Genomic DNA, 13,133 nt, shown 5'->3' with positions numbered 1-13,133 from the left:
GAAGGTGTACACAATCTGTTGCAAATGCCACAAAACAGCAAAACGCACAAAATTACAACAACGCAGAATTGTGCAACACTAGGCAGCAAGGGTTCGGGGCGCATGCGTCCAGTCATGACGGCGCAGGCATCCCGGGCAGTCGCGGGAGTCCTGGTGCGTCGTGCCTATGCTGATTCTGCTGAACTTGCTGTCGGGTGTCGCGTTGCTGGTGTGGGGCACGCATATCGTGCGCACGGGTATTCTGCGCGTGTGGGGCGCCGATCTGCGCCGCGCGCTGGCGCGCAGCACGAACAGCCGCGTGAAGGCCTTTGCCGCGGGCGTCGGCGTCACGAGCCTCGTGCAGAGCAGCAACGCTACCGCGATGATCGTCACGTCGTTTGCGGCACAGGGCATGCTGCCGCTCGCATGCGGTCTTGCCATCATGCTGGGCGCCGATGTCGGCACTGCGCTGATGGCGCGCGTTCTCACACTCGATCTGTCGTGGCTGTCGCCGTTTCTGATCGTCTTCGGCGTACCGCTCTTTCTCTCTCGCAAGCAGAACCGCTCGGGCCAGGTGGGACGCACGGCGATCGGCCTCGGGCTGATTTTGCTGGCGCTGCATCTGATCGTCGAAAGTGCGCAGCCGATGATGCACGGCGCCGGCGTGCGCGTGATGTTCGGCGCGTTGACGGGCGACACGATGCTCGACGCGCTGGTCGGCGCGACCTTCGCCGTCATTTCGTATTCAAGTCTGGCAGCCGTGCTGCTGACGGCGACGCTCGCGTCGTCGGGGGTGATCTCGTTGAAGGTGGCGCTGTGTCTCGTGATCGGCGCGAACCTCGGCAGCGGCCTGCTTGCGCTCGCGGGGACGCTGGCGCAGAACACAGCGGCGCGCCGTCTTGCGCTTGGCAGCCTCGTGTTCAAGCTCGCGGGCGCATTGCTGATCCTGCCGTTCACCTCGTTGCTCGCGCGCGGCCTGCCCGTGCTGATCAACAATCCGCGTGAAGCCGTGGTTGGCTTCCACGTGATCTACAACACGCTGCGCTGCTGCGCGTGCCTGCCGCTGATCGATTCCGTCGCGCGCGCCTGCTGCCGCGTTTTGCCGGAGCGGCCGGAGCCGAACGGCCAGCTTCATCCAATCCATCTCGACACCGCTTCCATCGCGACGCCGACGCTCGCGCTGGCCAACGCCGCGCGCGAAGTGCTGCGCATCGGCGACATCGTGCGCGCGATGCTCGACAACGTCTCGTATCTGATCCATCACAACGATCCGATCAAGGCACGCGACACGATCCGCATGGACGACGACGTCGATCATCTGTATGCGGAGGTCAAGGCGTATCTGGCGCGCGTTTCGCGCGAACAGCTCGATGACGCCGACAGCCGCCGCTGGACGGATATCATCGCGCTGACCATCAACCTCGAACACGCAGGCGATATCATCGAGCGCATCGTCACCGATATCGAAGAGAAGAAGATCGCGCACCGCCTCGCGTTTTCGGAAGAAGGTCTCGCCGAACTCGACGACCTGCATACACGGCTCGTCGGCAATCTTCAGTTGGGCATGTCGGTATTCCTGAACAACGACCTGCGCTGCGCGGAATTGCTGCTCGTGGAGAAGGAACGCTTTCGCGATCTCGAGCGCGCATATTCATACAAGCATCTCGACCGGCTTGCCGGGGAGACGCTGCGCAGCATCGAAACGAGCGCGCTGCATCTGGATGTGATCAGCGACATGAAGCGGCTCAACTCGCTGTTCTGCTCGACCGCCTATCCCGTGCTCGACGCGGCAGGCGCGCTGCACGATACGCGCTTGCGCAAGCGCATGCATGACGCGGTACCTGCCGTGCCGCTCACGCAACAGCCATGACGCGGACGGCACACGCATTCACGCGAGTATCACCTTGCCCACTTTGCGCTTCAATTGCGCGAAGGTCGCGATATCGGTTGCCTTGCGGTTCGTGATCAGCAGATCGATTTTTTCGGGCGGACAGTACGCGATGCGGCTACGCTGCCCGATCTTGCTGTAGTCCGCGAGTATCACGACGCTGTCAGCGTTGGCCACCATCGCTCGCGCGACTTCCGTTTCCGCGCGGTCGTAATTGCTCGCACCATTCTTTGGATCGACACCGACGGGCGACAGCAGCGCGATATCCGCGCGGTAGCGCTGGATGTCGAGGATGGTCGTGTCGCCTGTGGTGGATAGCGCACGGTCGCTGATCGAGCCGCCCAGCAGAATGACTTCGTTCGCCTTCGCCTCGCGCCGGTCCGGCGCGCCGCGCATCTTCATCGCGACGTCGATCGAGTTGGTGATGATGGTGAGGTTCGCAAGCTTGGCGAGTTCGTCGGCGAGTGCAGCCGTGGTCGTGCCGGCATCGATAAACAGCGTCTGGCCGCTCGCGACGACGCCCGTCGCGGCCTTGGCAATCGTCTTCTTCGATTTCACGTGCGTTTGCGCACGTTGGGCGATGGGTGCTTCGTCGGCAGGCTTGATCGCGCCGCCATGCACGCGGCGCAATTCACCCAGCGCTTCGAGATCGAGCAGGTCGCGCCGCACCGTTTCGCGCGATACGCCCAGGTCCGCCATGATGCGCTCCGTCGACACACGTTTGAGTGTCGAGAGCAGCGCGCGTATTCTCTGATGACGATCTTCCTGCCACATGCGTATCGATCCTCGCCTGTCGTATTTGACGTTGTGCGTCCCGTTCGTAATGCGCTTTATCAGCGTATTCCCGAACAGGATGACTACCAGGTGAATATGTCGGCGCGATGTCAAAACGCATCACAGCGCTTCGCCCGTGTCCCTTTGCGGTTGTATTTTTTTGGGAGCTTGCAACTTTGGGTATTTGAATTTAGCCTTCGCATTCTGAGGCATTCGCGCCCGATTTGAAACATCGCGAACAGCGCATTTTCGAAAACGAAATGAAATACGCGCCGCGCGATGTTTTCGCCAAGCCGAATGTCGTGCAATGACAAGCCTGCGTCGTATCGCGTATGGAATATCAACCTTTCGCGATCCTCAGAATAAGATAGTAGAAGGGCGTATCGCGCGCCGTCGTACGCAGGCAGCAGTTCCATCAGATCTTTGTGAAGGCAGACACGATGGGCAACGGGATCGATCAGGCATTATCCGCAGACTGGCCGTATCCACGGCTCGTCGCGCATCGTATTGGCGGCAAGCTCGCGCCGGAGAACACGCTCGCGGGCTTCGAGATGTGCGCGCGCTTCGGCTACGAGATGATCGAGTTCGACGCGAAGCTTTCTTCCGACAACCAGATCTTTCTGCTGCACGACGACGACCTCGACCGCACGACGAACGGCCACGGTCCCGCAGCGGATCACACGTGGCAACAGCTTGCATCGCTCGATGCGGGCGCATGGTTCGACGCGCGCTTCGCGGACGAACGGCTGCCGACGCTCGCGCAGGTCGCGGCGCGCTGCGCAAGCGAAGCGATTGCGGCGAACATCGAAATCAAGCCTTGTCCCGGACGGGATGCAATAACCGGCGAGCTCGTCGCGCTTGCGGCGAAAGACCTTTGGCGCGCGCAAAAGCCGCTGCTGTCGTCGTTTTCGTTCGATGCACTGAAGGCCGCGCGCGACGCCGCGCCGTCGTTGCCGCGCGGCATGCTGTTCGAGGCGCTGCCGGGCGACTGGCTGTCCATCGTGCGCGAACTCGCGTGCGTATCGCTGCATGCCGATCACAAGCACCTGACCCAACAGAGCGTCCGCGCGATTCGCGACGCCGGTTTGCGCGTGCTCGCCTACACCGTGAACGATCCGGCGCGCGCACGCGAACTCGCGAAGTGGGGCGTTGACATGATTTGTACCGATCGCCTCGATATGATCGGCGCGGACGTCGTGAGCTAAACGAAGAGCGTGCCCGCACACGCAAAGAAAGACGTCGAAAGGCAGTTTTCCTAACGTAGCAATTTTCGGCAGAGGATGAGAACACTATGAAACCGACCACGTTGCGTTGTTTCCTTTTGGCGTCCGGCGTGGCCGCCGCGGGTCATGTCCTTGCGGCGCCGCCCGAAGCGCTCGTCGCGGCTGCGAAGCAGGAAGGTCAGCTCACCGTGATCGCGCTGCCGCACGACTGGTGCGGCTATGGTCCGATGATCGCGGACTTCCAGAAGAAGTATGGCATCAAGGTCAACGAACTGAATCCCGATGCCGGTTCGGGCGACGAGATCGAAGCGATCAAGGCGAACAAGGGCAACAAGGGCCCGCAGGCGCCCGACGTGATCGACGTTGGCCTGTCGTTCGGTCCGGCCGCGAAGGCACAAGGCCTGCTGCAACCGTACAAGGTGGCGACCTGGAAGTCGATTCCCAACGACAACAAGGACGCCGAAGGCTACTGGTACGGCGACTACTACGGCGTGCTGTCGTTCGAAGTGAATGCCGACATGATCGACAAGATTCCGACCGACTGGAGTGATCTGCAGAAGGCCGACTACAAGAACGCCGTGTCGCTCGCGGGCGATCCGCGCTCGGCGAACCAGGCGATTCAAGGCGTGTACGCAGCGGGTCTGTCGGCATCGAAGGGTGACGCGAGCAAGGCTGCGCAAGCCGGTCTCAAGTACTTCGCGGATCTGAACAAGAACGGCAACTTCGTGCCCGTGATCGGCAAGGCGGCCTCGCTCGCTCAAGGCACGACGCCCATCGTCGTGCGTTGGGACTACAACGCGCTCGCCGATCGCGACACGCTGAAGGGCAACCCGAAGGTGCAGGTGGTCGTGCCGAAGACGGGCGTCGTCGCGGGTGTCTACGTGCAGGCGATCAGTGCGTACGCACCGCATCCGAACGCCGCGAAGCTGTGGATGGAATACCTGTACTCGGACGAAGGCCAGATTGGCTGGCTGACGGGCTATTGCCATCCGATCCGCTACAACGAGCTGGTCTCGCAGAAGAAGGTGCCGCAGGCGCTGCTCGACAAGCTGCCGCCCGCATCCGCGTACAAGAACGCGGTGTTCCCGACGCTGCAGCAGCAGGACGCAACGAAGGATGTCGTGACGAAGCAATGGGACCAGGTGGTCGGCGCGAACGTCAAGTAACACGACATATGAGCGTCAATTAAGCGCTGCGTGATCCGGCGATGCGGGCCGTGTACGTGCCCGCATCGCCCGCCGGCCAGCACTGCGAGGCGAGGCGGTTGAGTCTGTTCGAGGGTGAGTTATGAGCGCTTCATCGGAAGCCGGGCCGGGCGGGCAGGCGGACCTGATGGTTCCGTCCGTGCCGCAACCTGCGCCGAAGGTCGATGGCCCGGGCCGGGCGTCGCCCATCTGGACGTGGATCGGCGTGATGCCGTTCTTTATTTTCGCGTTGCTGTTCCTGATCCTGCCGACGGGCTTTCTGATGGTCGGCGCGTTCCAGGACGCACAGGGCCACTTCACGTTCGCGAACATGCGCGAGCTGTTCCATGAGAACACGCTCGATGCGTACTGGATCAGCTTCAAGGTCAGCGCCGCATCGGCATTGGGCGGCGCGCTGTTCGGCTCGCTGCTCGCGTGGGCGGCCGTGCACGGCAAGCTGCCTGGCTGGATTCGTCCGACGCTGCTGACGTTCTCCGGTGTCGCGTCGAATTTCGCGGGCGTGCCGCTCGCGTTCGCTTTCATCTGCACGCTGGGCCGGGTCGGTCTCGTGACGGTGCTGCTGAAGAAATACGCGGACATCAATCTCTATTCGACGGGCTTCAGCATTCTCAGCTTCTGGGGGCTGACGCTCACCTATCTGTACTTTCAGATTCCGTTGATGGTGCTGATCATCACGCCCGCGCTCGACGGCCTCAAGCGCGAATGGCGCGAAGCGTGCGATTGCCTCGGCGGCACCGCGTATCAGTACTGGCGCTACGTCGCGTTGCCCGTGCTGTGGCCGAGCGTGCTCGGCGCGGCGCTGCTGCTGTTCGCGAATTCGTTCGGCGCGGTGGCGACGGCCTACGCGCTGACGGGCAGTTCGCTGAACATCGTGACGATCCTGCTTTACGCGCAGATTCGCGGCGACGTGCTGCACAACCAGAACCTCGGCTATGCGCTGGCGCTCGGCATGATCCTCGTGACGGGGCTGTCGAACGGCGGCTATATCTGGCTGCGCTCGCGCGTCGAAAGGGGGCGCAGATGAACAGGCAATCGCGCGTGGGCGCATGGACCGCGATGATCGTCGGTTCGCTGTATTTTCTGATTCCGCTGATCGCGACGTTCGAATTCAGTCTGCGAATGCGACGCGGCACGTACAGCTTCGACGCCTACAGGGTCGTGCTCACCGATTCGCATTTTCAGGCGTCGTTCGGCTATTCGATTTTGATGGCGCTGCTGACGATCGTCGTCGGCGTGCTGCTCGTCGTGCCGACCGCGTACTGGGTGCAGCTGCGTCTGCCGAAGCTGCGCGGCATCGTCGAGTTCATCACGCTGCTGCCGCTCGTCGTGCCCGCGATCGTGATCGTGTTCGGCTATCTGCGCATCTACAACAGCAGTTCGATTCTGCCGCTCACGTCGAACGAACGCGCGACGGATCTGCTGCTCGTATTCGGCTACGTGACGCTGTCGCTGCCGTACATGTACCGCGCCGTCGATGCAGGCCTTCGTGCCGTCGACATCCGTTCGCTGACGGAAGCCGCGGAATGTCTCGGCGCGAACTGGCCGACCATTCTGTTCAAGGTGATCTTTCCGAACATCCGCTCGGGCATCCTGTCCGGCGCATTTCTCACCTTTGCGGTTGTGATCGGCGAGTTCACGCTTGCGAGTCTGCTGGACCGTCCGGCATTCGGTCCGTATCTGCAGCTGATCGGCGCGAACCGCGCATACGAGCCATCCGCGCTCGCGATCATTGCATTCGCCGTCACGTGGGCGTCGATGGGGCTGATCCAGGTGTTCGGCTCCGCTCGCACGCTCGCGCAGAAACCTTGAATCCGGGGCTGGGGCAACATCATGGCATTTCTTGAAATCGACAGTCTGCACAAGACGTTCGGCGCGAACACGGCGCTGCATCAGTTCGACATGAAGATCGAGCGCGGCGAGTTCATCACTTTCCTCGGGCCGTCGGGCTGCGGCAAGACGACGGTGCTGCGCATGATCGCAGGCTTCGAAACGCCGACGCGCGGCACGATCCGCCTCGACGGACGCGACGTCACGCATCTGCGCACGCGGCAGCGCAAGGTCGGCATGGTGTTCCAGGCGTACGCATTGTTTCCGAACATGACAGTCGCAGAGAACATCGGCTTCGGGCTGAAGATTGCTAACCGGCCGCAAAGCGAAATCAGGCAGCGTGTCGACGAAATGCTGCAGCTCATCAAGCTGCCGCATCTGGGCGAGCGCTACCCGTGGCAACTGTCGGGCGGCCAGCAGCAGCGCGTCGCACTGGCGCGTGCACTGGCGGGCAAGCCGCAAGTGCTGCTGCTCGACGAACCGCTGTCGGCGCTCGACGCGAAGATCCGCATTTCGCTGCGCCAGGACATACGCGCGTTGCAGCGCGAACTCGGTATCACGTCGATCTTCGTCACGCACGATCAGGAAGAAGCGCTGTCGATTTCCGACCGCATCGTCGTGATGAACGAAGGGCGCGTCGAGCAGATCGGCACGCCGCTCGAGATCTACAACTACCCGCGCACGCGTTTCGTCGCGTCGTTCGTCGGCACCTTGAACATCCTGTCGGGACATGTGATCGATCCGTCGACGGGGCGCATGGCCGTCGACGGCCAGGAACTGCACACGACGCAGTCGCTTCCCGCCGACGACGCCGGCAAGAAGCGCATGCTCGCGCTGCGGCCTGAGGCGATCGTGCTGGAAGCGCCCGCCGCGGGCCGCAACACGCTGACGGCGACGGTCGAAGAGGTGAGCTTCCTTGGCGCGATCGTGCGCATCCGGACACGCGTGAAAGACGAAGTGATTTCGCTCGATATCTTCAACGATCCGAATCGACGTTTGCCCGAACGCGGCCAGCCGGTGGCGCTCGGTTTTTCGCACGATAACCTGCTGGTGCTCGAAGAGGGCGCTCAGGGATAGGTTAGGGTTAGCCCTAAGCCTTGTGGAATAAGGCGTTCGGGAATCCGGACGCCCGCATTCCGGATTTCCGGAAACCCGGAAGTCCGAATATCCGGTCTCCTCAAAATTTCTTTTTGAATCAATGGATTAAGCGAAAAATAAGCGCTGGCATCGACCTTGCAACTAGAAAGCGCGGTCCCAACGGCCCGTCCACAACAAAGCAAGGAGACAACGATGCCCAAGTTCCTGTTCTGGTTCCTCTGAGTTCGTCGTCTGTCGCGGCTTGATCACCGCGCATGACGCACGATCAGTCGTCCGTGATGCGCTGCGTGGCCGGCCTTTCGGTCCACCCTGGCTTTACTCCATTGCAGGAACATCATCGTGAAGAAACCTATTTATAAAGTCCTCTACGTGCAGGTGATCGTCGCGATCATCATCGGTATTGCGCTGGGGCACTTCTATCCCGCGCTCGCCACCGACATGAAGCCGCTCGGCGACGCGTTCATCAAGCTCATCAAGATGGTGATCGGGCCGATCATCTTCTGTACGGTCGTGACGGGTATCGCCGGCATGGAAGACATGAAGAAGGTCGGGCGCGTCGGCGGCAAGGCGCTGCTGTACTTCGAAATCGTCTCGACGTTCGCGCTGGTCCTCGGCCTGGCCGCGACGCACCTGCTGCGTCCGGGCGTCGGCTTCAATGTCGATCCCTCGACGCTCAACGGCAAGGAAGTCGCGTCGTATGCCGCCAAGGCACACGGCCAGACCACGGTCGACTTCCTGATGCACATCATTCCGGACACGCTGGTCTCGGCGTTCTCGCAAGGTGAAATCCTGCAGATCCTGCTGATCGCGCTGCTGTTCGGCGCGGTGCTCGCGCATGTCGGCGAGCGCGGCAAGCCGGTGACGAGCTTCATCGAAAGCCTGTCGAGCATCCTGTTCGGCATGGTCGGCATCATCACGAAGCTCGCGCCGATCGGTGCGTTCGGCGCGATGGCGTTCACCATCGGCAAGTACGGCATCGGCTCGCTGCTGCCGATGCTCAAGCTGATTGGCACGTTCTATCTGACCTCGATCGTGTTCGTCGTGGTGGTGCTCGGCATCATCGCGCGCATGGTGGGCTTCAACATCCTGCGCTTCGTCGCGTACATCAAGGAAGAGATGCTGATCGTGCTGGGCACGAGTTCGTCGGAAGCTGCGCTGCCGCAGCTGATGCTGAAGCTCGAAAAGCTCGGCTGCTCGCGCTCGGTGGTCGGCCTCGTCGTGCCGACGGGCTACTCGTTCAACCTCGACGGCACCAACATCTACATGACGATGGCCGTGCTGTTCATCGCGCAGGCAACCAACACCGATCTGACGTGGGGCCAGCAGCTCACGCTGCTCGCGGTGACGATGCTGACGTCGAAGGGCGCGAGCGGCGTGACGGGCGCAGGCTTCATCACGCTCGCGGCGACGCTCGCTGTCGTGCCGACAATCCCGCTGTCGGGCATGGTGCTGATTCTCGGCATCGACCGCTTCATGAGCGAATGCCGTGCGCTGACGAACATCGTCGGCAACGGCGTAGCGACGGTTGTCGTGTCGGCATGGGAAAAGGAACTGGATCGCTCGAAGCTGCGCGCTGCGCTGAGTCGCGATGTATCCGTTACCGAAACGGCTGAGGTCTGAGCCATGAAAGCGGCGCCGCGGCAACATGGCGCGGCGCCGCTTGTTACAAATGCGGCGGAAGCGCCCGGCGCGTTCGACGACGATGAACGATATGCCACAATAGGCGATCCTCATCGAACGACTTCCGCCATCGTGACGCGCCGCCTGCTGATCCTGTTCGCGCTGGTCGCCGGGCTCGTCGCGGCCTGCGGACTCACGTGGACCATCACGTGGCAGCACGGCATCGATACGCTGCGGCGCAACGCTGCAGTGCGTGCGGACCGCACCACTTCCACGCTCAAGAGCACGCTCGAACGCTACGAGTCGCTGCCCTATCTGCTCGGCGAACATCCCCTCGTGCAGGACGTGCTCGTCGATCCCGACGCGAGCAATGTCGCGCGCGCCAATCAATATCTCGCCGACCTGAACCGCCGCGCCCGTGCCAATGTGGCGTATCTCGTCACGGCGTCGGGCCGCTGCGTGGCCGCGAGCAACTTCGATCAGCCCGACAGCTTCATCGGCCAGGAGTATCTGTTCCGGCCGTATTTCGTCGAAGCGATCAAAGGCAAGGTTGGACGCTTCTTCGGCATCGGCACGACATCGCTCGATCCCGGCTACTACATTTCGCAACCGGTGCGCCGCGACGGCAAGATCGTCGGCGTGGCCGTGGTGAAGCTGAATCTCGAATGGTTTCAGGGCGCCGATGCGTCCGAGCCGATGATCGTCACCGACGATCACGGCGTCATTTTTCTGTCGTCGGTGCCCGCGTGGAAGTACCACACGGTCAAGCCGCTCACGAGCGATGTGATCGCGTCGATCTACGACACGCGCCAGTACGCGCGCCAGCCAATCGCGCCGCTGCCGATGTCGGTCGTGCGCACGCTCGAAGGCGGCGCGCAGATCGTGCGGATCGGCGGCGGCCGCGCGGGGAACTATGCGGCGCCGCGTTTTCTCGCGTCGCAGCGCGCGCTGGGCGAACCGGACTGGCGCCTCATCACCATGGCGCCCATCGATCCCGTCAACGCCGACGCGCGCTATGCAACGATCGTGACGGGCTTCGGCTATGTATCGCTGTGTCTGCTGCTGTTCTACTGGCGCATGCGCCGCGCGCGCGTGCGCGAAGTGATGCGCAGCCGCGCGCTGTTGCAGAAGGCGTATGCCGAACTGAACCAGCGCGTGGCCGAGCGCACTGTCGATCTGTCGCAGGCCAACGAGCAGCTGAAGAAAGAAGTCAGCGAGCGCACGCGCGCCGAACAGGAGTTGCGCGACGCGCACGACGAGCTGATCCAGGCAAGCAAGCTCGCCGCGCTTGGACAGATGGCGGCTGGCATCACGCATGAACTGAATCAGCCGCTTGCCGCGTTGCGCGGCTTTTCCGACAACACGCGCGTGTTTCTCGAACGCGGCGACCACGAATCCGCGAAGGAAAACCTCGAAGCGATCGCCGCGCTCACCGAGCGCATGGGCAAGATCACGAATCAACTGAAGCTGTTCGTCGGACGCGCACGGCCGCGCAACGCGCGCGCGGGCGTGGCGCGCGCTTTGCGCAATGTGTTGACGCTGTTGCAGAAGCGCTTGCAGGACGTGACGGTCGAGGTATCGCTGAGCGACGACGGCGCGGCGCCCGTGCGCTTCAATCTCGACGTAGACGATCTAAAGCTCGTCGCGCATTGCGACGACTTGCGGCTCGAACAGGTGCTGATCAATCTGCTCGGCAATGCGCTCGACGCGGTTGCCGGAACGCCTGCGCCGCGTATCGCGATCAACGTGCAAACGTCGCCGGAATCGCTCGCGATCATCGTGAGCGACAATGGTCCCGGCATCCCCGACGATGTGTTGCCGCGGCTTTTCGAACCCTTCTTCACAACGAAGGAAATGGGCCAGGGGCTGGGACTCGGCCTTGCGATCTGCTCGTCGATCGCGCGCGATTGCGGCGGCTCGCTCGCCGCGCGCAACAACGCGCAAGGCGGCGCCGAGTTCGTGCTGACGCTGCGGCGCGCACGCGCACAGGAAACGGATAGCGCGGACTCCGTCACGACGGGTTCCTGATTCAGAAAGTCTTGAAGGCGGTAGACATACATCATGGTGAACAAAGGCTTGCAAGTCCTCTATATCGAAGACGATGAACTTGTGCGCCGCGCGAGCGTGCAAAGCCTGCAGCTCGCAGGATTCGAAGTGCTCGGCCATGCGTCGGTGGAATCGGCGGCGAAGCTGATCCACGCGGAGTTTTCGGGCGTGATCGTCAGCGATATCCGTTTGCCCGGCGCGAGCGGCCTCGATCTGCTCGCGCAATGCCGCGAGCGCGCGCCCGACGTGCCCGTCATTCTCGTCACGGGTCATGGCGATATCTCGATGGCCGTGCAGGCGATGCGCGACGGCGCGTATGACTTCATCGAAAAGCCGTTCGCCTCTGAGCGGCTGATCGAAACCGTGCGCCGCGCGCTGGAGCGTCGCACGCTGGTGCTCGAAAACCTCGCGCTGCGCCGCGAACTCGCGGGACAGGGCACGCTCGCGCCGCGCATCATCGGACGCAGTCTTGCCATCGAACAGGTGCGCAAGCTGATCGCAAACGTCGCGCCCACGGATGCGTCCGTCCTGATCAACGGCGATACGGGCGCGGGCAAGGAACTGATCGCGCGCAGTCTGCATGAGCTGTCGCCGCGCCGCGACAAGCCGTTTCTCGCCGTGAACTGCGGCGCGCTGCCCGAGCCGATGTTCGAGTCGGAGATGTTCGGCTACGAGCCGGGTGCGTTCACGGGCGCGGCGAAGCGGCGCATCGGCAAGCTGGAGCACGCGTCGGGCGGCACGCTGTTTCTCGACGAGATCGAAAGCATGCCGCTCGCGCTGCAGGTCAAGCTGCTGCGCGTGCTGCAGGACGGCGTGCTGGAGCGGCTCGGGTCGAATCAGCCGATTCGTGTCGATTGCCGGATCGTCGCGGCGGCGAAGGGCGACATGACCGAACATGTCGCGGCGGGTACGTTCCGGCGCGATCTGCTGTACCGGCTCAACGTGGTGACGATCGCGCTGCCGCCGCTGTCCGAGCGGCGCGAGGACATCGTGCCGTTGTTCGAGCATTTCCTGCTCGACGCGGCCGTGCGTTATCAGCGTCCCGCTCCGATTCTCACTGACCGGCAGCGCACGAATCTCATGCAACGCGAGTGGCCCGGCAACGTGCGCGAGCTGCGCAACGCGGCGGATCGTTTCGTGCTGGGCGTCGGCGACGATACGGCAACCGCGGCGGCGGCCGACGACGACGCGCTGACGTCACTCACGCAGCCGCTGAAGGAGCGTGTCGAGCAGTTCGAGCGCGCGGTGATCGCGGAGGCGCTGGAGCAGACGGGCGGCGCTGTCGCCGTGGCGGCGGACAGGCTGCAGGTCGGCAAGGCGACGCTCTATGAAAAAATCAAACGCTATGGATTGGCGGTGCGCGCAGAGGGCGAGCGCTAGCGGGACTTGAGGGGGGCGACCGGGCCAGCCGGTCGCGTCGATTCCGGCGTCCTGCAATGCTGGATGGAGGCAAAGCGCGATGTCATACCGATC

At 63.0% G+C, this 13,133-nt stretch carries 10 protein-coding genes; 9 read left to right on the top strand and 1 reads right to left on the bottom strand.

What is annotated here, in order from left to right; all coding sequences use genetic code 11:
• Positions 1-166 precede the first annotated feature (166 nt).
• Positions 167-1,849, top strand: coding sequence for a Na/Pi cotransporter family protein (locus tag FRZ40_RS09790; RefSeq protein ID WP_147233980.1), 1,683 nt, complete (start codon positions 167-169; stop codon positions 1,847-1,849).
• A gap of 18 nt (positions 1,850-1,867) precedes the next feature.
• On the opposite strand, the gene FRZ40_RS09785 is transcribed toward FRZ40_RS09790, so the two are convergent.
• Complete coding sequence (locus FRZ40_RS09785; RefSeq protein ID WP_028365097.1) at positions 1,868-2,641, bottom strand: DeoR/GlpR family DNA-binding transcription regulator; 774 nt, start codon at positions 2,639-2,641, stop codon at positions 1,868-1,870.
• Positions 2,642-3,081: 440 nt separating this feature from the next.
• On the opposite strand from FRZ40_RS09785, the gene ugpQ reads away from it, so the two are divergent.
• The 8 genes from ugpQ (at position 3,082) to FRZ40_RS09745 (ending at position 13,040) form a co-directional block, all read left to right on the top strand.
• Positions 3,082-3,846 (top strand): glycerophosphodiester phosphodiesterase, encoded by a 765-nt coding sequence (gene ugpQ / locus FRZ40_RS09780; protein WP_147233979.1) that lies wholly within the window; start codon positions 3,082-3,084, stop codon positions 3,844-3,846.
• Between the two features lie 86 nt (positions 3,847-3,932).
• Positions 3,933-5,030: an ABC transporter substrate-binding protein gene (locus FRZ40_RS09775; protein ID WP_028365095.1), complete on the top strand. Its 1,098-nt coding sequence runs from the start codon at positions 3,933-3,935 to the stop codon at positions 5,028-5,030.
• Between the two features lie 121 nt (positions 5,031-5,151).
• Positions 5,152-6,093, top strand: a complete 942-nt coding sequence (locus tag FRZ40_RS09770; RefSeq protein WP_028365094.1) for an ABC transporter permease — start codon at positions 5,152-5,154, stop codon at positions 6,091-6,093.
• Entirely contained in the window at positions 6,090-6,878 is a 789-nt protein-coding gene (locus FRZ40_RS09765) for an ABC transporter permease (protein ID WP_147233978.1), read from the top strand. The genes FRZ40_RS09770 and FRZ40_RS09765 overlap by 4 nt, the downstream gene beginning before the upstream one ends.
• 21 nt (positions 6,879-6,899) lie before the next feature.
• Positions 6,900-7,973 carry an ABC transporter ATP-binding protein gene (locus tag FRZ40_RS09760; RefSeq protein ID WP_147233977.1) on the top strand — a complete coding sequence of 358 codons (1,074 nt, stop codon included), beginning with the start codon at positions 6,900-6,902 and terminating at the stop codon, positions 7,971-7,973.
• A gap of 360 nt (positions 7,974-8,333) precedes the next feature.
• Entirely contained in the window at positions 8,334-9,614 is a 1,281-nt protein-coding gene (locus tag FRZ40_RS09755; protein ID WP_028365091.1) for a dicarboxylate/amino acid:cation symporter, read from the top strand.
• A gap of 3 nt (positions 9,615-9,617) precedes the next feature.
• Positions 9,618-11,642: a sensor histidine kinase gene (locus FRZ40_RS09750; protein WP_147233976.1), complete on the top strand. Its 2,025-nt coding sequence runs from the start codon at positions 9,618-9,620 to the stop codon at positions 11,640-11,642.
• A 33-nt stretch (positions 11,643-11,675) separates the two neighbouring features.
• On the top strand, positions 11,676-13,040 hold the full coding sequence (locus FRZ40_RS09745; RefSeq protein ID WP_028365089.1) for a sigma-54-dependent transcriptional regulator: 1,365 nt from the start codon (positions 11,676-11,678) through the stop codon (positions 13,038-13,040).
• Positions 13,041-13,133 lie beyond the last annotated feature (93 nt).

This window comes from Paraburkholderia azotifigens, from assembly GCF_007995085.1.
GTDB lineage: Bacteria > Pseudomonadota > Gammaproteobacteria > Burkholderiales > Burkholderiaceae > Paraburkholderia > Paraburkholderia azotifigens.
This window is presented reverse-complemented; position numbering and strand designations above follow the sequence as displayed.